Source organism: Agromyces sp. Y182, assembly GCF_059445385.1.
On record NZ_JCAIUF010000002.1, the window covers coordinates 664,805 to 685,497 of the forward strand.

At 67.1% G+C, this 20,693-nt stretch carries 17 protein-coding genes and 4 tRNA genes; 12 read left to right on the plus strand and 9 right to left on the minus strand.

The window, feature by feature from the left end; translation table 11 throughout:
* Positions 1-83 precede the first annotated feature (83 nt).
* Both AC1C2R_RS17645 and pdxY read left to right on the plus strand, forming a co-directional pair.
* Positions 84-1,457: an aminotransferase class I/II-fold pyridoxal phosphate-dependent enzyme gene (locus AC1C2R_RS17645; RefSeq protein ID WP_495353785.1), complete on the plus strand. Its 1,374-nt coding sequence runs from the start codon at positions 84-86 to the stop codon at positions 1,455-1,457.
* Complete coding sequence (pdxY, locus tag AC1C2R_RS17650) at positions 1,454-2,305, plus strand: pyridoxal kinase PdxY (protein WP_495380770.1); 852 nt, start codon at positions 1,454-1,456, stop codon at positions 2,303-2,305. The genes AC1C2R_RS17645 and pdxY overlap by 4 nt, the downstream gene beginning before the upstream one ends.
* A gap of 217 nt (positions 2,306-2,522) precedes the next feature.
* Here pdxY and AC1C2R_RS17655 read toward each other — a convergent pair whose 3' ends face one another.
* A complete protein-coding gene (locus AC1C2R_RS17655) occupies positions 2,523-3,095 on the minus strand; it encodes an HIT family protein (protein ID WP_495380771.1) in 573 nt (190 codons plus the stop codon).
* Positions 3,092-5,038 carry a threonine--tRNA ligase gene (gene thrS / locus AC1C2R_RS17660; protein WP_495381107.1) on the minus strand — a complete coding sequence of 649 codons (1,947 nt, stop codon included), beginning with the start codon at positions 5,036-5,038 and terminating at the stop codon, positions 3,092-3,094. The genes AC1C2R_RS17655 and thrS overlap by 4 nt, the downstream gene beginning before the upstream one ends.
* Before the next feature lie 380 nt (positions 5,039-5,418).
* On the opposite strand from thrS, the gene AC1C2R_RS17665 reads away from it, so the two are divergent.
* Positions 5,419-7,470, plus strand: coding sequence for a glycosyl hydrolase family 28-related protein (locus AC1C2R_RS17665; protein ID WP_495380772.1), 2,052 nt, complete (start codon positions 5,419-5,421; stop codon positions 7,468-7,470).
* Positions 7,471-7,549: 79 nt separating this feature from the next.
* Entirely contained in the window at positions 7,550-8,146 is a 597-nt protein-coding gene (locus AC1C2R_RS17670) for a hypothetical protein (RefSeq protein WP_495380773.1), read from the plus strand.
* Positions 8,147-8,297: 151 nt separating this feature from the next.
* On the opposite strand, the gene AC1C2R_RS17675 is transcribed toward AC1C2R_RS17670, so the two are convergent.
* From AC1C2R_RS17675 to AC1C2R_RS17685, 3 genes are all read right to left on the minus strand, one after another.
* Positions 8,298-8,372, minus strand: a tRNA-Val gene (locus tag AC1C2R_RS17675).
* Positions 8,373-8,398: 26 nt separating this feature from the next.
* Positions 8,399-8,472: transfer RNA gene (locus tag AC1C2R_RS17680), tRNA-Cys, on the minus strand.
* A gap of 57 nt (positions 8,473-8,529) precedes the next feature.
* Positions 8,530-8,601 (minus strand) — tRNA-Gly (locus tag AC1C2R_RS17685).
* Between the two features lie 251 nt (positions 8,602-8,852).
* Between AC1C2R_RS17685 and AC1C2R_RS17690 the strand changes: the two genes are divergently transcribed.
* Together AC1C2R_RS17690 and AC1C2R_RS17695 are read left to right on the plus strand one after the other, a co-directional pair.
* Positions 8,853-8,925 (plus strand) — tRNA-Val (locus AC1C2R_RS17690).
* A 139-nt stretch (positions 8,926-9,064) separates the two neighbouring features.
* Positions 9,065-9,424 (plus strand): VOC family protein, encoded by a 360-nt coding sequence (locus AC1C2R_RS17695; protein WP_495380774.1) that lies wholly within the window; start codon positions 9,065-9,067, stop codon positions 9,422-9,424.
* Between the two features lie 3 nt (positions 9,425-9,427).
* Here the strand turns inward: AC1C2R_RS17695 and AC1C2R_RS17700 are convergent, their stop codons facing one another.
* The 3 genes from AC1C2R_RS17700 to zapE all read right to left on the minus strand — a co-directional run bounded on the left by AC1C2R_RS17700 (position 9,428) and on the right by zapE (position 12,606).
* Entirely contained in the window at positions 9,428-9,970 is a 543-nt protein-coding gene (locus AC1C2R_RS17700) for a type II toxin-antitoxin system PemK/MazF family toxin (protein WP_495380775.1), read from the minus strand.
* A gap of 63 nt (positions 9,971-10,033) precedes the next feature.
* Positions 10,034-11,254, minus strand: a complete 1,221-nt coding sequence (locus AC1C2R_RS17705) for an ammonium transporter (protein ID WP_495353778.1) — start codon at positions 11,252-11,254, stop codon at positions 10,034-10,036.
* A 296-nt stretch (positions 11,255-11,550) separates the two neighbouring features.
* Entirely contained in the window at positions 11,551-12,606 is a 1,056-nt protein-coding gene (gene zapE, locus AC1C2R_RS17710) for a cell division protein ZapE (RefSeq protein WP_495380776.1), read from the minus strand.
* A 141-nt stretch (positions 12,607-12,747) separates the two neighbouring features.
* Between zapE and AC1C2R_RS17715 the strand changes: the two genes are divergently transcribed.
* Both AC1C2R_RS17715 and AC1C2R_RS17720 read left to right on the plus strand, forming a co-directional pair.
* Entirely contained in the window at positions 12,748-13,647 is a 900-nt protein-coding gene (locus AC1C2R_RS17715) for a sulfurtransferase (protein ID WP_495353776.1), read from the plus strand.
* Between the two features lie 47 nt (positions 13,648-13,694).
* Positions 13,695-14,132: a SufE family protein gene (locus AC1C2R_RS17720; protein ID WP_495353775.1), complete on the plus strand. Its 438-nt coding sequence runs from the start codon at positions 13,695-13,697 to the stop codon at positions 14,130-14,132.
* Positions 14,133-14,165: 33 nt separating this feature from the next.
* On the opposite strand, the gene AC1C2R_RS17725 is transcribed toward AC1C2R_RS17720, so the two are convergent.
* Positions 14,166-15,380 carry an alpha/beta hydrolase family protein gene (locus AC1C2R_RS17725; RefSeq protein ID WP_495380777.1) on the minus strand — a complete coding sequence of 405 codons (1,215 nt, stop codon included), beginning with the start codon at positions 15,378-15,380 and terminating at the stop codon, positions 14,166-14,168.
* Positions 15,381-15,465: 85 nt separating this feature from the next.
* On the opposite strand from AC1C2R_RS17725, the gene AC1C2R_RS17730 reads away from it, so the two are divergent.
* The 4 genes from AC1C2R_RS17730 (at position 15,466) to AC1C2R_RS17745 (ending at position 20,664) form a co-directional block, all read left to right on the plus strand.
* Positions 15,466-16,053 (plus strand): DUF3000 domain-containing protein, encoded by a 588-nt coding sequence (locus AC1C2R_RS17730; protein ID WP_495380778.1) that lies wholly within the window; start codon positions 15,466-15,468, stop codon positions 16,051-16,053.
* Positions 16,046-17,242, plus strand: coding sequence for a ribonuclease D (locus AC1C2R_RS17735; RefSeq protein ID WP_495380779.1), 1,197 nt, complete (start codon positions 16,046-16,048; stop codon positions 17,240-17,242). The genes AC1C2R_RS17730 and AC1C2R_RS17735 overlap by 8 nt, the downstream gene beginning before the upstream one ends.
* 75 nt (positions 17,243-17,317) lie before the next feature.
* Entirely contained in the window at positions 17,318-18,523 is a 1,206-nt protein-coding gene (locus AC1C2R_RS17740; protein WP_495380780.1) for a thiolase family protein, read from the plus strand.
* Positions 18,523-20,664, plus strand: coding sequence for a 3-hydroxyacyl-CoA dehydrogenase NAD-binding domain-containing protein (locus AC1C2R_RS17745; protein WP_495380781.1), 2,142 nt, complete (start codon positions 18,523-18,525; stop codon positions 20,662-20,664). The genes AC1C2R_RS17740 and AC1C2R_RS17745 overlap by 1 nt, the downstream gene beginning before the upstream one ends.
* The last annotated feature ends 29 nt before the right edge of the window (positions 20,665-20,693 follow it).

Sequence of the window (20,693 nt, forward strand, 5' to 3'; positions counted from 1 at the left end):
TCGTCGCGCATCAGAACAGATCAACAGAACTATTGTCCTAGGCCAAAAGATAGCATGATCGAAGACACGAGGAAGGGCGGTTCGTGACCATCGACATCGAGGGCCGTTCTGCGGCCGAGATCGCCGACAGCCTGCGCGGGCTCATCGAGCGCGGCGCACTCAGACCGGGTGACGCGCTTCCGCCGGTGAGAGCGCTGGCCGACCACCTCGGCGTCAATCGGAACACCGCCGTCTCCGCCTACCGACAGTTGACGAACGCCGGCGTCGTCATCACCCTGGGCCGGGGTGGAACCCGCGTGGCGGCCGCATCCGCCGTCGCTCAAGAGGGGTTCGCTGCTGACACGGCGCTCCGCGACATCGGCACGGGCAATCCGGATCCCGCGCGCATCCCCGACCTCTCCCACGCGCTGGCGAGCACGGCCCGGCGCCCGGTGCTGTACGGCGAGCCCGTCATCGATCCCGAGCTGGCACGATGGGCGCACACGTGGATGAGCGCCGATCTCCCCGCCGAGACGCCGATGCGCATCACGGTGACGAGCGGAGCCGCTGATGCTGTCGAGCGCCTGCTCGCCCAGGCACTCACCCGCGACGACGCCGTCGCCCTCGAAGACCCGTGCTTCCTCACGAGCATCCATACGGTCCGCCTCGCCGGCTACCGTCCGGTTCCGGTTCCCGTCGACGACGAGGGGATGACGGTCGCCGGTCTTCGGGCCGCACTCGATCAGGGGGTCCGAGCCCTGATCTGCACGCCGCGCGCGCAGAACCCGACCGGGGCGAGCCTTTCCGAGCGACGCGCGTCCGAACTGCGCGCGGTGCTCCGCGATCATCCGTACGTGCTCGTCATCGAGGACGACCACTACTCGCTGCTCTCGCAGGTGCCCTTCCACTCGCTCATCGGCGCCGAGCACCGGCGCTGGGCGCTCGTGCGTTCGGTGTCGAAGTTCCTCGGGCCCGACATGTGCCTCGCAGTCACAGCGTCCGATCCCGAGACCGCCGACCGGCTCGCGATGCGGCTGACACCTGGAACCACCTGGGTGAGTCACCTGCTGCAGCGGCTCGTGCACGCGCTCGCGACCGACCCGGGCGTCGAGGCGGGCATTCGAGCCGCAGGCGAGCACTACGCAGCCCGCAACGCCGCGTTCGCCGAACTGCTCACCGCGCAGGGAATCCACACCCGCCCCGGTGATGGCCTCAACGTCTGGGTCCCACTCGGCGCACCGGCGCGCGCCGTGTCCGAGCAGTTGATGCGACGCGGATGGCTCGCCCGGCCGGGCGACGAATTCGCACTCGGTGACACCGCACCATCCGAATGCCTGCGCCTGACCGTCCACGATCTCGAAGATGCCGAGCTGCGGAGGCTCGCGGCCGACCTCGGCGCCTCCGTGCGCAGAGTGAGCGAGCAGGCGGGCAACGGCGGGCGGAGTGCGCACGCCGGAGATGCGATGATCGATCGGTGAAGATTCTCTCGATCCAGTCCGCGGTCGCTTACGGTCATGTCGGCAACTCCGCCGCCGTCTTCCCCCTGCAGCGCATCGGCGTCGAGGTGCTGCCGGTCAACACGGTCAACTTCTCGAACCACACCGGCTACGGCGCCTGGCGCGGGCCGATGATCAGCCCCGACGACGTGCGCGAGGTCATCACCGGCATCGAGGAGCGCGGCGCGTTCCCGCAGATCGACGTGGTGCTCTCGGGTTATCAAGGCGGCGAGGGCATCGCCGATGTCATCCTCGACGCGGTCGCCCGGGTCAAGGCCGCCAATCCCGACGCCGTCTACGCGTGCGACCCGGTCATGGGCAATGCGAAATCCGGATGCTTCGTGGCCCCCGCCATCCCGATCCTGCTGCGCGACCGCGTCGTGCCCGCCGCCGACATCATCACGCCGAACCAGTTCGAGTTGGGCTTCCTCACGGAGACCGAGCCCGACACGCTCGAGTCGACCCTGGCCTCGGTCGACCTCGTGCGCGCCACCGGACCCCGCACGGTGCTCGTGACGAGCGTCGAGCGCCCCGATCGCGAAGACGGCACGATCGAGATGCTCGCGGTCGACGACTCCGGCGCCTGGATCGTGCAGACCCCGCTCCTGCCGATGAAGGCGAACGGCTCCGGGGATGTCACTGCGGCGCTGTTCACGGCGCACTACCGAGGTTCGGGCGACGCAGCAGACGCGCTCGCGCGCGCCACCTCGAGCGTCTTCGACCTGCTCTCGCTCACGCACACCTCGGGCGAGCGCGAACTGCAGCTCGTCGAGGCGCAAGAGGCCTACGCGAACCCGCGCATGCAGTTCGCCGTTCGCCAGGTGCGCTGACCCTCCAACGCCGGTCGAGTAGCGCCGTCACGAGGTCCCGATACGGCGCCGGCGCGCCTACTCGACCAACGGAGTGCCCGCCGGTCGAGTAGCGACGAAGGAGCGTATCGAGACCCGTCACGAAGTCCCGATACGGCGCCGGCGCGCCTACTCGACCAACGGAGTGCCCGCCGGTCGAGTAGCGACGAAGGAGCGTATCGAGACCCCCACACCGCACCTACACCACCGACGCCGGCCACGCCTCCGCGATCTCCTGACGCACCTCGCCGAGGAGTCGGGGCAGCGCCTTGGTGCCCGCGATGATCGGGAAGAAGTTCGAGTCGAGGGCCCAGCGCGGCACGATGTGCTGGTGCAGGTGCTCTGCGATGCCGGCACCGGCGATGCGGCCCTGGTTCATGCCGATGTTGAACCCGTCGCACTTCGACACCTGCTTCACGACCCGCATCGCGATCTGCGTCAGTTCGCCGATCTCGGCGACCTCTTCGGGCGTCGCCTCGTCGTACGTCGCAACATGCCGATAGGGGCAGACCAGCAGGTGTCCGCTGTTGTATGGGTAGAGGTTCAGCAGCACGTAAGCGTGCGTGCCGCGTGCGACGATGAGCGACTGCTCGTCGCTCATCTCGGGCGCGCGGCAGAACGGACAGGCGTGCTCGTCGGGCTGTTGACCGTGCTGGATGTACACGAGACGATGCGGCGTCCAGAGCCGTTGGAACGCGTCGGGTACGCCGGCGAGGTCTGCCGCGTCATCCGTCGGCACGCCTTCGAACTCGTCGGGCTGGTACGCAGTCATGCGAACAGGTCGTCGCGGGTGATCACCTGACGACGCTCCTCGATTACCTGCTGGATGCGCGCGACCGCCTCGGCGATCGCGACACCGTTCTCTTGGGTGCCGTCGCGGAAGCGGAAGCTCACAGTCTCGGCTGAGCGATCGTTCTCACCCGCGATGAGCTGGAACGGCACCTTCTGGGTAGTGTGCGTGCGGATCTTCTTCTGCATGCGGTCGTCGCTCACGTCGAGCTCGGCGCGTACGCCGGCACCCTTCAGCTGCTCGATGATCGCGCCGAGATATGGCACGTACTCGTCGGCGACGGGAATGCCGACGACCTGCACGGGCGCGAGCCACACCGGGAACGCCCCGGCGTAGTGCTCGAGGAGGATGGCGAAGAAGCGCTCGATCGAGCCGAACAGCGCCCGGTGGATCATGATGGGGCGCTTCTTCTGCCCGTCGCGGTCGGTGAACTCGAGCTCGAAGCGTTCGGGCAGGTTCGGATCGACCTGCACGGTCGAGAGCTGCCAGGTGCGGCCGATCGCATCTCGCGTCTTGAGGTCGATCTTCGGCCCGTAGAACGCGGCTTCACCGGGCATCTCGGTGAGTTTGAGTCCGCTCGCGCGGGCGACGTTGCGGAGCGCGTTCGTGGAGTACTCCCAGAACTCGTCTGAGCCGATCCACTTGTCTTTGTGGTCGTCCCGCATCGACAGCTCGAGCTCGAAATCATCGAGCCCGAAGTCGCGCAGCATCGAGATGACGAATGCGATGACCTTGGTGGTCTCCTCCTCGAGCTGGTCGGGGGTGACGAAGAGGTGCGAGTCGTCTTGCGTGAAGCCGCGCACCCGGGTGAGACCGTGCAGTGCCCCCGACAGCTCGTTCCGGTACACGGTGCCGTTCTCGGCGAGCCGCATCGGCAGGTCGCGGTAGCTGCGCCCGCGCTCCTTGTAGATGAGGATGTGCATCGGGCAGTTCATGGGCTTCAGGTAGTAGTCCTGGCCCTGCTTCGTGACGTTGCCCTCGGCGTCGCGCTCCTCGTCCATGCGGATGGGAGGGAACATGCCCTCCTTGTAGGTGACGAGGTGGTTCGACTGCAGGAAGAGGTCTTCCTTCGAGATGTGCGGAGTGTACACGTAGGTGTAGCCGCCCTCCACGTGGCGACGGCGTGCGTGCTGCTCCATCTCCATGCGCACGACACCGCCCCGGGGGTGCCACACCGAGAGGCCAGACCCGATCTCTTCGGGAAAGCTGAACAGGTCGAGTTCGCGCCCCAGCTTGCGGTGGTCGCGGCGTGCGGCTTCCTCGAGTCGGTGCTGGTACGCCCGCAGTTCGTCTTTCGTCGCCCACGCGGTGCCGTAGATGCGCTGCAGTTGCGGGTTCTTCTCGGAGCCTCGCCAGTACGCCGCAGCAAGGCGCGTGAGCGCCCAGCCGTTGCCGATCATGCGGGTGTTCGGCAGGTGGGGTCCGCGGCAGAGGTCCTTCCAGATGGTCTCGCCGGTCTTCGGGTCGACGTTGTCGTAGATCGTGAGCTCGCCGCCACCGACCTCGACGGACTCGTGGTCGTCGCCCGTCGACTCGCCGTGTCCGGCCCCGCCCTTCAGGCCGATGAGCTCGAGCTTGTATGGCTCGTCGGCGAGCTCGGCGCGGGCTTCGTCGTCGGTCACGACGCGGCGCATGAAGCGCTGGCCGGCACGGATGATGCGCGACATCTCTTTGTCGAGCGATTTGAGGTCTTCGGGCGTGAACGCCTCGGCGACGTCGAAGTCGTAGTAGAAACCGTCGCTGATGGGGGGGCCGATGCCGAGCTTGGCCTCGGGGTTCACGGCCTGCACCGCTTGGGCGAGTACGTGGGCGGCCGAGTGCCGCAGAATGCTGAGCCCGTCAGGCGAGTCGATCGTGACAGGTTCGACCGCATCCGTGTCGGTGACCGTCGTGGCGAGGTCCTTGAGCTCGCCGTTGACGCGCATCGCGACAACGGATCGGTCGGTGAAGAGCTCGAAGCCGTCGGCCACCTGGTCCACTCCTTGCAGTAGGAAAACGAATCCTTCAACTGTAGTCGGCGCATCGTGGCCGCTCGGCACCTCGATGGTGGCCCTGAACCGTTGTCGGGGCGACGATTTCACGCTCTTGCGCGATCCACGCAAGTACGTGTCAAGAGCCGCCTGAACTTCCACCTTCTTTCGACCATTTCCGCAAGAACTCGACTTTTCCGTGACGTTCCCTCACGTTCCCTTGTGACGGGATGCGATCGCGCCGTACAGTCGGCACACTCGGCGAGCGCGGATCGCCCACCGAGGTGTCCGATGGCGTGCAACCACCATAAGGAGACGAGTCGACGATGACGCGTATGACGAGCCCTACTCCACTGCCACGACGTGCGCCACGACCGGCCCGCGTCGCAGCGCTCGCCGCAGCCGGGGCGTTGGCGCTCGGCGCGATCGCGGGCGCTCCGCTTTCCGCGGGTGCGGCACCCGGCACGGCGCCGCCTCCCGTCGTCACTCGTGCTGCACTCGACCCCGCCCTCGTCGAGGGGCGAGGGGCATCCGTCGCGTTCCTCGAGCAGGAGGCCGAGTTCTCGGTGCATACCGGCACCGTCATCGGCCCCGACCGAAGTGCGTACACGCTGTCCGCCGAGGCCTCGGGCCGGAGCGCGGTACAGCTCGCGCCGGGCCAGTACGTCGAGTTCACGCTCCCGGCGGCAGCGAACGCCCTCACCGTGCGCTACAGCATCCCGGATGCGCCGAACGGCGGCGGCATCGAGGCTCCCCTCGACATCACCGTCAACGGCAAGCACAAGCGCACCATGACGCTCACATCCGAGTTCGCCTGGCTCTACAACCAGTACCCGTTCACGAATGACCCGAATGCCGGCCTCCTCCACCCCGACTGGTGGATCACCGAGTGCGCTTGCGTTCCCGGTGACGGGTACGAGGTCGCGAAGCCGTTCCGCCCGATGCACTTCTACGATGAGCAGCGGATGCTCCTCGGCAAGTCCTCCCGCGCGGGCGACGTCATCCGGCTCACCGCGCCGGCGGGCACGAATGCCGCTTCGACCACGATCGACCTCATCGACACCGAGCAGGTCGATCGGCCGCATGTCCGGCTGAAGGCCGCGAACGTACTCCTGTTCGGTGCAGACCCGTTCGGTCGTCGCGATTCGGCGAAGGCGTTCGATCGTGCGATCGCATTCGCGCAGCGGCACGACCTGCCCGTCTACGTGCCGCCGGGTAAATTCCGGGTCGATCGGCACATCATCGTCGACGACGTGACGATCGAGGGCGCGGGCAGTTGGTACACGACCATCACGGGCGAGCAGGTGGCCCTCGACGAGCCCTCACCTGATGGCTCCGTGCACACCGGCGTCGGCTTCTACGGCAAGGATGCCTCGGCGGGTGGCAGCTCCAATGTGCACCTCTCGGGCTTCACGATCGAAGGCGATGTGCGCGAACGCATCGACACCGACCAGGTGAACGGCATCGGCGGCGCGATGAGCGACTCGACGATCGAAGGGCTGTACATCCGGCACACGAAGGTCGGCATTTGGCTCGACGGTCCGATGGACGCCCTGACCGTGAAGGACAACATCATCGTCGACCAGATCGCCGACGCCCTGAACTTCCACGGCGGTGTGACGAACTCGACCGTCTCGAACAACTTCATCCGCAACACGGGGGACGACGGGCTCGCGATGTGGTCGGAGCACACCGCGAACGCGAACAACACGTTCGACCGGAACACGGTGCAGACCCCGACCCTCGCCAACGGCATCGCGATCTACGGCGGCACCGACAACACCGTGTCGAGCAACCTCATCGCCGATCCGATCCGGGAGGGCAGCGGCATCCACGTCGGGTCCAGATTCGGTGCCGAGGCATTCACCGATCACCTCTGGATCACCGACAACACCACGGTTCGCGCGGGCACCTACGAGTTGAACTGGAACATCGGGCTCGGTTCCATTTGGCTCTACGCGCTCGATCAGTCGATCGACGCCGACATCCAGGTCGTCGGCAATCACTTCCTCGACAGCACGTACAACGCGATCATGCTCGTGGCCGACTGGCCGGTGAAAGACCTCTACGGCATCACCGATGTCCATTTCGCCGACACGCTGGTCGACGGCACCGGAACATCGGTGCTGAGTGCACGTGTCGCAGGTTCCGCCAGCTTCGAGAACGTCGATGCGCGCAACGTGGGGGCGGTCGGGGTGAACAATTGCGGTTCGTTCAACTTCCCGCCCACAGGCTCCGAGTTCTCGATCGTCGACCTCGGCGGCAACGACTCGAGCGGCGTGAACACCACCGGGCCATGGCTCGCCCCGTGGGAGCTGCCCAACACCATCACGTGTGATGATCGCCCTGCGGTGGTCGCGCCGCCGGCACCGTCGCCGTGGTGGTGAGTGCACCTGATCGCCGATCGGGTCGCTTCGGTGTTCGCACTGAGGCGCACACTTCGATGGCGATACTAGAGTTTTGCTCATGTTCAATGACGACAAGGAATCCCCCGGCGGCAGCTTCGACGACCGGGTCATCCACCTCTCCGAATTCGAGGCGGATATCACGCCCGCCGACTGGATGGAGAAGCACCGTCTCGACAGCCTCTTCCCCGGGCCGGTCTTCTGGGCGCCGATCGAGACCCTCACCCCCACGCGCACGGTCGGCAGCGGACGAACGAACCTCACACTGATCCGACCCACGATCATGCAGACGGATGCCGCGACCCCCCACGCCGGATTCGACCTGCGCGAGACCCCGAACCGGAACCCCGCGGTCTCGGTGCATTTCGCCCCCGGGGCGTACGGCATCACCGGAGTGGGCACTTACGTGTTCACCTTCGCCGTCGACGCACCGACGCGGGCCGCGTTCAGCCCGACCGGCTTCGCCGGAGGCGGAACCGTCGACGCGCCTGGATCGATCCGGTTCAGCGGGAGCCGCGTGATCACGATCATCCTGAGGAACGTGCCACCGACGGCCGAGGTGTGGGCAGCGATCGAACAGACCAGTGGCGAGACCTGGTCGTGGTTCAGCACTCGGATCGGGCACCCGCCGCTCGTGCTCGAGGTGCTGCAGCCCTGAGGAACAACCGGAGCGCAGCCCTCGAGAGCACGTTGGTACACCCTGAGTTTGTCGGACCGGCCTGCTGCCCCAAATGGCGAGTTGCAATACTGCCCGAGTATTGCCCACGCGATCCAGACAAGAAAAAACCCCCGGTAAACCGGGGGCCTCGTGGTGGGCGATACTGGGATCGAACCAGTGACCTCTTCCGTGTCAGGGAAGCGCGCTACCGCTGCGCCAATCGCCCAAGTCAGAGAATGGAAGTTCTCAGCTTGGAGGTGGATACGGGATTCGAACCCGTGTATACGGCTTTGCAGGCCGCTGCCTCGCCTCTCGGCCAATCCACCGTGTCTGGGTTCACCACCAAAAGAGCAGGAATCGGGCTTTCGCCCGATCCTGATCAGAGCGGATGACGAGATTCGAACTCGCGACCCTCACCTTGGCAAGGTGATGCGCTACCACTGCGCCACATCCGCAACGCCCGCATTACTGCGTGCAGAGAGACTCTAACCGATTCTCTGAACGATTCACAAACCGAGCGGATCGAGTGGCCCGTTCGCGCCGGTCACGACGGGATTCCATGCCCGCTTCCCGGGCGTGTCGAGGCCATTCGTCTCGCAACCGCGGAGGTAGCGCTTCGTGCGCCTCCGCCTGCTCGATGTGCATTCGCCCTACCCCGTCGGCTAGTATCGAGTCCGCAGTCACCACGCGTGACCGTGAATGACATGGGCGATTGGCGCAGCTGGTAGCGCGCTTCCTTCACACGGAAGAGGTCATCGGTTCGAGTCCGGTATCGCCCACGAAAGCCCCCACTCCACTGGGGGCTTTCTTCATTCCTCGCGCGCCTCGAACGCGCCCTCCCATTCGCCCCTCGTGTTGTGGCTGTTGCGGCCGCCCACTACGGTGTGCCGTGAACACGCATCGATACGAGGGGGAACCATGTCGGGCGAAGTGTCGTTCATCGAGTTCGGGGCAGCGGATGCCACGACTGCACGCAGCTTCTACGGGAAGCTCTTCGGCTGGTCGTTCGAGTCGGGGCCGGGGGGCAACGGCTACGCGGTCGACGGTGCGGGAGTGCCCGCCGGTGTGCACGGCGGCGATCCGGGCGCCGCACCGTCTGTGTTCTTCAGGGTCGATGACCTCGACGCCGCTGTCGCCTCGGTCGAACGCCTCGGCGGTACCGTCGAATCGCTTCCCGGTGCCGATGACGAGGAGACCGTCGCCATCTTCGGTCAGTTCCGGCTGTGCCGTGACGATCAGGGCTCCCCGTTCGGGCTCCACCATCCGCCGCGGGCGTGAGGCTCAGCGCCAACCGTAGCGCGCGCCCAGTGCAGCCGCCACGAGCCGGTAGCGCGCTGCATCGAGCGACGCCGCCTCGCGCCGCATGCCGCCCGCCCGCACCCGGAACACCCGATCGATGCTCGTCCAGCTCGGGCGCCCCGCGGCGTCCCACGCGCCATCGCCGAGCGCGACGAAGTCGCGATCGGCCTCGTGCGCTTTGCTGGTCAGCTGCACGGCCAGGTAGTCGCCTGCACCGGATGCCGCGATGATCACGACCGGCCTGTCTTTGCCGCGCCCGTCGTTCTCCTGGTATGGCACCCAGGTCCAGACGACCTCACCGGGGTCGGGCTCACCGTCGCGTGCTGGCGCGTAGCCGAGCCTGACACCCCGCAGCTTCCGCGGATCCACCTCGACGGTGGCCGACGGCCCCGCCTGCCCCGGTGAGAGCGTGTCGGTCGCCGTGGCCGCCCGCGACGGGGCATCCGAAGACCGCGTCGACCCACTGCCGACGAGCGATCTGAATACGCGAGTAAGGGCGGTGAGGAAGCGGCTGGTGTCTGACACACCGGCACACTACCCCACCGCCCACGCGGACCGACGGGCCCGCTCACTGCGGGCCCGCCAGGATCAGACGCTCTCGAGCTTGTAGCCCTCTTCGCCGTGCACGACGGTGTCGATGCCCGCGATCTCGTCTTCGTTCTTCACACGGAAGCCGATCGTCTTCTCGATCGCGAAGCCGAGCACGAAGGCGACGATGAACGAGTAGAGCATCACTGCGAGTGCGGCGATGGTCTGCACTGCGAGCTGGCCGAGGTCGCCGCCGGTGAAGAGGCCGGTGTCGATGGCGAAGAAGCCGAGGTACAGGGTTCCGATGAGGCCGCCGACGAGGTGGATGCCCACGACATCGAGCGAGTCGTCGAAGCCGAGCTTGAACTTCAGCTCGATCGCGAGCGCGCAGACCGCACCAGCCACGGCACCGAGGAGCAGTGCCCAACCGGGCTCGAGGTTCGCACAGGCCGGGGTGATCGCGACGAGACCGGCGACGGCACCGGAGCCGGCGCCGACCGAGGTGGGCTTGCCGTCCTTGAACTTCTCGACGAGCATCCAGCCGATGATTGCAGCTGCGGTTGCACCCAGCGTGTTCACGACGATGAGTCCGACGTTGGCGAGGCCGTTCAGCCACTCGGCACCGGCGTTGAAGCCGAACCAGCCGAACCAGAGGATTGCGGCGCCCAGGAGAACGAGCGGTACGTTGTGCGGCTTGTCCATGCCCTTCTGGAACCCGACGCGCTTGCCGAGCACGAGCGCGAGCGCCAGGGCCGCAGCACCGGCGTTGATGTGCACCGCGGTACCACCGGCATAGTCGATGACGCCGGGCAGGCCGAGCGTCTCGCCGAGGTTCAGGATCCAGCCGCCACCCCACACCCATGCCGCGACCGGGAAGTAGACGAGCGTCGCCCAGATGCCGGCGAAGATGAGCCACGAGCCGAACTTGGCGCGGTCGGCGATGGCACCGGAGATGAGCGCGACCGTGATGATGGCGAAGGTGGCACCGTACGCGACACCGATGAGGTCGGTGTTCGCCGTCTCACCCGTTGCGAGCGAGCCGAGCCCGAAGTCCGAGAACGGGTTGCCCGCGAAGTCCCAGACGCCGCCCACGGCGCTCATGTTGAAGCCGTACAGCAACCAGAGCACGCTGACGAGCCCGAGTGCACCGAAGCTCATCATCATCATGCTGACGACGCTCTTGGCCTTGACGAGGCCGCCGTAGAAGAAGGCGACACCCGGCGTCATGAACAGCACGAGCGCTGTAGCCGTGACGGCCCACGCAATGCTTCCCGTATCCATTGGAATTCCTCACACCTCGGTGAATCTGCAGGGGACATACCGCGAGGGGTGACGGGGCGTCGGTCTCGGGTACTGCGATCAGAATGGTGTGGTGAGGTTTCGGCGACGCTGCAGGGTTCGTTTCGCGTCGGTTACGAACAGGCGCCGTGTGTAACGAGCATGTTTCCGGATGCCGGGAGGCCGCCGACAGATCGACGGAAACGGGGTGCCGCAGTTGCGGGCGACACCGTCGATGCGACATCCGTTCGGCGGCCGTCGAGCGACGGGCCAGACCAGCGGATGCCGCGTAGCGGGCGTCAGTCGTGCGGCGGCAGCTCACCCGTGGTGAGCGCGATCATGCGCGACATGGCTCGCAAGTACTTCTTGCGGTAGCCACCGGCCATCATGTCGGAGGCGAAGACCTCGTCGAGCGGCAGGCCGCTCGCGATGATCGGCACCTCGGCGTCGTAGACGCGGTCGATGAACGCGACGAGGCGCAGTGCAGCGTTCTGGTCGGTGAGCTCGTGCACGCCCTCGAGCGCGATGAACTCGAGTCCGGCGACGAGCTTGACGTACTTCGAAGGGTGCACGGTCGCCAAGTGCTCGACGAGTTCGTCGAAGCCGTCGAGCGAGACGCGATGGCCGCGAGCTGCGAGCGCGGCCGCCGTGCGAGCGACGTCGGCGTCGCCCGCGAGGGATTCGGCGTGACCCTCGGTGTCGCGGCGCCGATAGTCGAGCCCGTCGATGCGCAGCGTCTCGAAGTTCGACGAGAGTGCGTGGATCTCACGGAGGAAGTCGGATGCGGCGAACCGGCCTTCGCCGAGCGCGTTCGGCGGGGTGTTCGAGGTCGCGGCCACGCGGGTGCCGCCGGCCATGAGTTCGCCGAGGAACCGCGTCATCAGCATCGTGTCGCCCGGGTCGTCGAGCTCGAACTCGTCGATGCAGACGAGTTTCGCGCCCCGCAGCAGCTCGACCGCCGGCTGGTAGCCGAGAGCGCCGACGAGGGCCGTGTACTCGATGAAGGTGCCGAAGTACTTCGGGCCGTGCGCCACGTGCCACAGCGCGGCCAGCAGGTGCGTCTTGCCGACGCCGAACCCGCCGTCGAGATAGACACCGGGCAGCTCGATGCGCGCAGGACGCTTGCGAGAGAAGAACCCGCCCGGACGCTGCGCCGCGCGCCAGGCACCTGCGAACTCCTTCAACCGCTCGAGCGCGGCCTGCTGCGACGGGAAGTCGGGGTCGGGGCGATACGACTCGAACGATGCGTGCTCGAACTGCGGCGGCGGCGAGAGCTCCGAGGCGATCTCGGCGCCCGAGATCGATGGGCTCCGCTCGACGAGACGGATGAGGGCATGGCTCGATGCCGTGGTCATGCTGGAGGAGCTCCCGTATTGCATCGGATGACGGCCGCACTGACTTCGCCCCGTGCGCCGCGTAGATTCGTGGTGGACAGGTGATCAGCCTAGTCCGCTCCCCCAAACGCCCCGCCCGACCGGGCACCCCAGGAGGCTCCCATGTCCGCCGAATTCGACTCCGCTGCGAAGCTCGCCGAGTACGCCCACCCCGAGCGTCTCGTCACCACCGAATGGCTCGCCGAGCACCTCGGTGAACCCGGCCTCGTCGTCGTCGAATCCGACGAAGACGTGCTGCTCTACGAGACCGGGCACATTCCCGGCGCGGTGAAGATCGACTGGCACACCGAACTGAACGATCCAGTGGTGCGCGACTACATCGACGGCGAGCAGTTCGCTGCCCTCCTCGGTTCGAAGGGCATCGCCCGCGACAGCACGGTCGTGATCTACGGTGACAAGAACAACTGGTGGGCCGCCTACGCGCTCTGGGTGTTCACGCTCTTCGGCCACGAAGACGTGCGCCTCCTCGACGGTGGCCGCGACCTCTGGATCGCCGAGGGTCGCGAGATCACGACGGATGCCCCCGAGGTCACGCCGGTCGAGTACCCCGTGGTCGAGCGCGACGACAGCGTCGTGCGCGCCTACAAAGAGGACGTGCTCGCCCACCTCGGCAATCCGCTCGTCGACGTGCGCTCGCCCGAGGAGTACAGCGGCGAACGCACGACCGCGCCTGCGTATCCCGAAGAGGGCGCCCTGCGTGCCGGGCACATTCCCACCGCGGCATCCGTGCCCTGGGCCCGTGCCGCGGCCTCCGACGGCACCTTCAAGTCCCGCGAAGAGCTCGACGCCATCTACCGAGGCGAAGTCGGCCTCGAAGACGGCGACGACATCATCGCCTACTGCCGCATCGGCGAGCGTTCGAGCCACACCTGGTTCGTGCTGAACCACCTCCTCGGCTTCGAGAAGGTACGCAACTACGACGGTTCGTGGACCGAGTGGGGCAGCGCGGTGCGGGTTCCGATCGTGACCGGCGAAGCGCGCGGAGAACTCCCCGCCCGCTGAGATGGCCGACGGGCGGGGTCGCTCGCCACCATGGGAGAATGAGATCGATGGACGCGCCGACCCTGCCTGCCCGACTCGCCGAGATACGAGACGATTTCCTCGCACTCGAGGTGCGCGATCGTCTGCAACTGCTGCTCGAGTTCTCGAACGAGCTGCCCGAACTGCCTGCCCGCTACGCCGAGCACCCCGATCTCTTCGAGCGGGTCGAAGAGTGCCAGTCGCCCGTGTTCATCTTCGTCGAGGTCGATGAGGGCCGGGTGCATCTCTACGCGACCGCGCCGGCGGAGTCACCGACCACCCGCGGGTTCGCCTCGATCCTTGTGCAGGGCCTCCATGGTCTGACGGTGCAAGAGGTCTTCGACGTGCCCGCCGACTTCCCGCAATCGCTGGGCCTCGCAGCGGCCGTCTCCCCGCTGCGCGTTCGCGGCATGACTGGCATGCTGGCCCGCACCAAGCGGCAGCTGCGCGATCGCATCGCCGCCTGACCGGCGATCGGAGTACTCGCAACGACCAGGCGGTCAGCCCACGATCTGCGCCTCGTCGCCGAGTCGAGCGACGCTCTCACCGCGTCGGGTGAGCCAGTCGTGCACGAGCCCCGTCCATCGTTCGGGATCGTGATTCCAGAGCTTCGTGTGCCGCGCACCCTCGAACTCCTCGAACTCGATGAGGTCAGGCCTGGCCGCGGCGAAGCGGCGTGATCCGTCGATCGGTACGAAGCCGTCGTCGACACTGTGCATCAGCAGCATCGGCACGTCGAACTCGTCGGCCCGAGCGATGGGGTCGAGCTCCTCGACGTCGATCGGCGCCGCGATGCCGGTGAGCCCGGCCCCGAGCGGCCCGCCGAGCACCCGCACCACGAGGTCGCCGAGCTCTGGCGGGAGGCCCTGCAACCGGCCCTGGAATCGGAGGATGTCGGTCCAGTCGATGGCGGGCGAGTCGAGCATGACGCCCACGAGATGTTCGCGCACCTCCGCAGAGCGCAACACCGCCTGGAGCGTGATCGCACCGCCCATCGACCAGCCCATGAGCACGATCTGCTCGGCACCGTGCTCGACGGCGAATCGCGTCGCAGCGACCACGTCCGCCCACTCGGTGCCGCCGAGCCCGTACTTGCGGTCTTCGCTCTCGGGCGCCTCGCTGTCGTTGCGGTAGGAGATGAGCAACGAGTTCCAGCCGGCGACACGCACCGGCGGCACGGCGCGGAGACCCTCTGGTCGTTTCGACCCTCGGCCGTGCACCTGGATCACCCAGCGCGCCGAAGCATCCGCAGCCCTGATGAGCCATGCCGGGGCCGGGCCCAGCTCCGTCTCGATGACCACGTTCTCGTACGGCGCATCGAGTTCCCACGGCCCGAGGTGGTACCAGCCGTTGATGCGGCCGCGCCGCGCCCGATCGAGTCGGCCGAAATCGACGGATTCGATGCCGCGACGCACCTCGCGTTCACCGTCGTCGATGACGTCGCCGAGTCGGGCGTGCCCCGCGTCGTGATCGAACCACAGCCCGTACCGGCCCCGCATGCGGGTCTCGTCGGAGCCGACGAGCGTGATCTCGCCCGCCGCGAGGTCGACTCGGGCGACGCGTACGTCTTCTTCGTGCTTTTCGGGCGGAGTGACGACCTTCCGTGCGAAGTACACGGCGAGGGCGGCGGTCGCCGCGCCGATCGTCACCGCGATGAGCCCCACGGCGGCAGCCGCGATGCCGATTGCAGAACTCGTACCGTGCGTTCGACGCATCCGTTCCTCCCGAACCAGCCACCGTGTGCAGAGTGATGCGGCGTGCCGCCGACGTCCCCCGCACCCGAGACTCTAGTCTGCACACGTGCCCGACTCCGCGCCTCCGCTTCCTCCCGAGTTCGAGGCCGCGCTCGACTCGTTGCGTGCGGCCTCTCCGCGGTCCGAGCTGCGCGTCAGCGAAATCCCGGCTCCGGGCTCGCTCGCACCGAACGCGGTCGCCCTCTCGGCCGACGTCACGCCGAGTCGTCACGACGATTCCGAACTCGGCACCGGCCGGTTCGTGCTGCTGCACGACCCGAGCGAACCGGAGGCTTGGGGCGGCCGATTCCGGGTCGTCTGCTTCGCGCAGGCACCTCTCGAGACCGACATCGGCCTCGACCCCTTCCTCGCGGATGTCGCGTGGTCGTGGTTGGTCGACGCACTCGACGCACGTGGTGCCCGTTACATCGCGGCGTCGGGCACAGCAACGAAGATCCTCTCCACCGGATTCGGTGAGCTGGCCCGGCAGGGCGACGGCGCCCAGATCGAGTTGCGCGCCTCGTGGACCCCCCTCGACTCGACCATCGGCCCGCATGTGGAAGGCTGGGGAGAGTTGTTGTGCATGCTCGCAGGACTCCCACCCCGATCGGAAGGGGTGACCGCACTGCCACGTCGGAGGTCGAACCGTGGATGAATTCCGGGTGATCGATACGCCCGCCGCCTACGATGAGGCGGTGCGGCGGCTCCTCGATGGCGAGGGGCCGATCGCCGTCGATGCCGAGCGTGCGAGCGGATTCCGCTACTCCCAGCGGGCCTACCTGATCCAGATGTACCGGCGCGGTGCGGGCACCTTCCTCTTCGATCCGCCCCAGATTCCCGACTTCTCCGAGCTCCAGGCCGGTATCCGCAGCGAAGAGTGGGTGCTGCACGCAGCCAGTCAAGATCTCGCGTGCCTTCGCGAGGTCGGGCTCGATCCCGACCGCATCTTCGACACCGAACTCGCGGCGCGGTTGCTCGGCATGCCGCGCGTCGGCCTGGCGTCGGTGGTGGAAGAGCTCCTCGACATCCGTCTCGCCAAAGAGCATTCGGCTTCCGACTGGTCGACGCGGCCTCTGCCGCAATCGTGGCTGAAGTACGCCGCTCTCGATGTCGAGCTCCTCGTCGATGTTCGCGAACGCCTCGGCGTCGCCCTCATCGACGCCGGCAAAGCGGAGTTGGCCGACGAGGAGTTCGGTGCCGTGCTGCATCGTGCGGCCAAGCCGCCGGCTGCCGAGCCGTGGCGCCGTCTCTCCGGCATCCACGCGATGCGGGGGCCCCGAAACCTCGCGGTCGCCCGCGAGCTCTGGCTTTCACGCGACGAACTCGCGATCGAGACCGACGTCGCACCCGGTCGTCTGGTTCCGGATGCCTCGCTCCTCGCGGTCGCGCGCTCGTTGCCGTCGACCCGGCGCGCGCTCGCCGACCTTCGCGAGTTCAACGGTCGCGCGAGCCGCACCGAACTCGATCGTTGGTGGGGCGCTGTGGAACGCGGCCTCACGACGTCCGAGCTGCCGGCCGTGCGGGTTCCCGGCGATGCGCCTCCCCCGCCGCGCGCGTGGGCGGCGCGCAATCCCGAAGCCGATGCCCGGCTGCGCATCGCGAAGGTGGCGGTCGCCGAGATCGCGGAGCAGATCGACATGCCGATAGAGAATCTGTTGACGCCCGACCATCTGCGCCGGGTGGCATGGACCCCGCCGTCTGAACCGACTGCGGAGGCGATCGGCGATACCTTGCTCGCGCTCGGCGCGCGCCACTGGCAGGTTGCGGCAACCTCACAGACAATCGCCGATGCATTTGTCGAGGCAGCACAATCGGTTGAAGACGCCACCTCCGACGCTTCGTAGGTTCCGTCAAGCGATTCAGCGGCTCCTCGGCGGCCTTCGTAGGATCGAAGCAACTGATCGAAAGTGAGCTGCAGCGTGGCTGATCAAGCTGAAGTCGTGTTCGTCGACGGGGTCCGCACCCCGTTCGGCAAGGCCGGCGACAAGGGCATGTACTGGAACACCCGAGCCGACGACCTCGTCGTGAAGGCGATCGTCGGACTCCTCGAACGAAACCCGAACGTCCCGAAAGACCGCATCGACGATGTCGCCATCGCCGCGACGACTCAGACCGGAGACCAGGGGCTCACTCTCGGACGAACGGCCGCGATCCTCGCCGGCCTCCCGAAGACGGTCCCGGGCTTCTCGATCGACCGCATGTGCGCGGGCGCCATGACGGCCGCCGCGATGATGTCGGGCTCGATCGGCTTCGGCATGTACGACCTCGCGATCGCCGGCGGTGTGGAGCACATGGGCCACCACCCGATGGGGTCGGGCGTCGACCCGAACCCGCGCTTCCTCAGCGAGAAGCTCGTCGGCGAAGACGCCCTCGTCATGGGCGCGACCGCCGAGCGCATCCACGACCGGTTCCCGCAGCTCACGAAGGAGCGCAGCGACCGCTACGCCCTCGCCAGTCAGCAGAAGACGGCTGCGGCCTACGCCACAGGCAAGATCCAGCAAGACCTCATCCCGGTCGCGATCCGCACCGAAGAAGGCTGGGGACTCGCCACTCGTGACGAGGTCATGCGTCCTGAGACCACCCTCGAGGGCCTCGCTGCGCTGAAGACCCCGTTCCGCCCGCACGGCCGCATCACCGCCGGCAACGCATCCGGGCTGAACGACGGCGCGACCGCGGCGATCCTGGCTTCCGGTGCTACCGCCAAAGAGCTCGGTCTCTCGCCGAAGATGAAGCTCGTCAGCTACGCTTTCGCCGGCGTCGATCCCGAGATCATGGGCATCGGCCCTATTCCCGCGACCGAGAAGGCCCTCCGAAAGGCCGGCCTCACGATCGCCGACATCGGCCTCTTCGAGATGAACGAGGCGTTCGCGGTGCAGGTGCTCTCCTTCCTCGACCACTACGGCATCGCCGACGACGACCCCCGCGTGAACCCGTGGGGCGGTGCGATCGCGGTCGGCCACCCGCTCGCCTCCTCCGGGGTGCGCCTCATGAACCAGCTCGCGAGCCAGTTCACCGAGCGGCCCGACGTGCGCTACGGCATCACGAGCATGTGCGTCGGCCTCGGCCAGGGCGGCACCATGGTCTGGGAGAACCCGAACTACGACAAGAAGGCGAAGAAGGCCTGATGACCGACTACAGCACGATCGACTTCGGTTCGCTGCTCGCCCTCGCGGGCGACGACGAGGTCGTCACGCACTCGTACGTGCGCGACATCCCTCTGGCTTCGGGCAAGACGCTCGCACTCATCACTCTCGACAACGGACGCGACCACACGCGCCCGAACACGCTCGGTGCGGCGACACTGCTCGAGTATGCGAAGACGCTCGATGAGCTGAAGGCGCGCGCCGCCGCCGGTGAAATCGACGCGGTCGCCGTCACGGGCAAGCCGTTCATCCTCGCTGCCGGCGCCGACCTCTCGAAGGTCGCCGACATCCCCGACAAGGAGACCGCGAAGAAGTTCGTACAGCTCGGCCACTTCGCGCTCGCGAAGATCGGCGAGGTCGGCGTGCCGTCATTCGTGTTCTACAACGGCCTCGCACTCGGCGGGGGCCTCGAGATCGGGTTGCATGCCGACTACCGCACGGTGGATGCCTCGGCGCCGGCCCTCGCGCTGCCCGAGGTCTTCCTGGGCCTGATCCCCGGCTGGGGCGGCGCGACGATCCTGCCGAACCTCATCGGCATCGAGAACGCGCTCAAGGTCGTCATCGAGAACCCGCTGAAGCAGAACCGCACACTCAAAGGCCAGGATGCATACGACCTCGGCATCGCCGACGCGATCTTCCCGTCGGTGAGCTATCTCGAGGACTCCATTCGCTGGGCCGACGACGTCATTTCCGGACGGGTCAAGGTCAAGCGGTCGAACGAACCCGGCAAGGTGGAACGCCTCGTCAAGTGGGATGCCGCTATCGGCATCGCCACCAAGATGCTGAAGAGCCGCATCGGTTCGATTCCGCAGTCGCCGTACGCCGCGCTCGACCTGATGAAGGCAGCGAAGAGCGGCACGCGTGCCGAGGGATTCCAGCGTGAAGACGAGGTGCTCGCCGACCTCATCGCGGGCGACCAGCTTCACGCATCCATCTACGCCTTCAACCTCGTGCAGAAGCGGGCCAAGCACCCGGCGGGCGCTCCCGACAAGGCACTCGCGAAGAAGGTCACCAAGGTCGGCGTGCTCGGCGCCGGCTACATGGCGAGCCAGCTCGCCCTGCTCTTCGTGCGCCGCCTGCGGGTACCGGTGGTCATCACCGACATCGACCAGGCACGCGTCGACAAGGGTGTGGCCTACATCGCGGAGGAGATCGACAAGCTTCTCGAGAAAGGTCGCATCTCCCCCGATGAGGCGAACCGGTTGAAGGCCCTCGTCACGGGCACGACCGACAAGGCCGACTTCGCCGACTGCGACTGGGTCATCGAGGCCGTCTTCGAAGAGCTCGAGATCAAGCAGAACGTCTTCGCCGAGGTGGAGCAGTTCATCTCGCCCGAGGCCGTGCTCGCCACGAACACCTCCTCGCTGTCAGTCGAGCAGATCGGCGCGAAGCTCGCACACCCCGAGCGCCTGGTGGGCTTCCACTTCTTCACTCCCGTCGCGGTCATGCCCCTGATCGAGGTCGTGAAGACGCCGCACACGGATGAGGCGACACTGTCGACCGCCATGGTGACCGCGAAGAATCTGCGCAAGAACGCCGTCATCACGGCCGACACACCCGGATTCGTCGTCAACCGAGTCCTTGCCGTGCTGCTCGGCGAGGCGATGCGCGCGGTCGACGAGGGAACCTCGTTCCAGACCGTCGACGAGGCCATCGCGCCGCTCGGTCTACCCATGGCGCCGTCGGCACTGCTCGACCTCGTTGGCCTGAAGGTCGGAGCGCACGTGCTCGACACGCATCATTCGGCGTTCCCCGACAGGTTCTACCGCAGCGAGAACCTGCACAAGCTCGCCGACTACGGCAAGCTGCTCGACAAAGACGACAAGGGCAAGGTCAAGGGCTTCGACAAGGGTGCCCTGAAGATCGTCGCCGGCGGCAAGAACCCGCGCTCGGCCGACGAGATCCTCGTCGCCCTGCAAGACGGCCTCGCGCGCGAGGTGCGACTGATGCTCGACGGCGACGTCGTCGCGGCGGCCGAAGACATCGACCTCTGCATGTTGCTCGGTGCCGGATTCCCGTTCCAGATGGGCGGTCTGACACCGTATCTCGACCGTGTCGGCGCGTCGGAACGCGCCTTCGGAGACACCTTCCACCACCCGACGATCACGGGTGTCGGAGCGTAACGTCCGGCTCGAGACGAACGGCCCTCGGC

Bases quoted from the DNA above. Each gene is read 5' to 3' on its own strand.
- AC1C2R_RS17665 (WP_495380772.1), top strand. From the start codon at position 5,419: ATGACGAGCCCTACTCCACTGCCACGACGTGCGCCACGACCGGCCCGC.
- AC1C2R_RS17655 (WP_495380771.1), bottom strand. From the start codon at position 3,095: ATGACTGCGTACCAGCCCGACGAGTTCGAAGGCGTGCCGACGGATGAC.
- AC1C2R_RS17725 (WP_495380777.1), bottom strand. From the start codon at position 15,380: ATGCGTCGAACGCACGGTACGAGTTCTGCAATCGGCATCGCGGCTGCC.
- AC1C2R_RS17705 (WP_495353778.1), bottom strand. From the start codon at position 11,254: ATGGATACGGGAAGCATTGCGTGGGCCGTCACGGCTACAGCGCTCGTG.
- AC1C2R_RS17715 (WP_495353776.1), top strand. From the start codon at position 12,748: ATGTCCGCCGAATTCGACTCCGCTGCGAAGCTCGCCGAGTACGCCCAC.
- AC1C2R_RS17695 (WP_495380774.1), top strand. From the start codon at position 9,065: ATGTCGGGCGAAGTGTCGTTCATCGAGTTCGGGGCAGCGGATGCCACG.
- thrS (WP_495381107.1), bottom strand. From the start codon at position 5,038: ATGCGCGTCAACGGCGAGCTCAAGGACCTCGCCACGACGGTCACCGAC.
- zapE (WP_495380776.1), bottom strand. From the start codon at position 12,606: ATGACCACGGCATCGAGCCATGCCCTCATCCGTCTCGTCGAGCGGAGC.
- AC1C2R_RS17670 (WP_495380773.1), top strand. From the start codon at position 7,550: ATGTTCAATGACGACAAGGAATCCCCCGGCGGCAGCTTCGACGACCGG.
- AC1C2R_RS17720 (WP_495353775.1), top strand. From the start codon at position 13,695: ATGGACGCGCCGACCCTGCCTGCCCGACTCGCCGAGATACGAGACGAT.
- AC1C2R_RS17745 (WP_495380781.1), top strand. From the start codon at position 18,523: ATGACCGACTACAGCACGATCGACTTCGGTTCGCTGCTCGCCCTCGCG.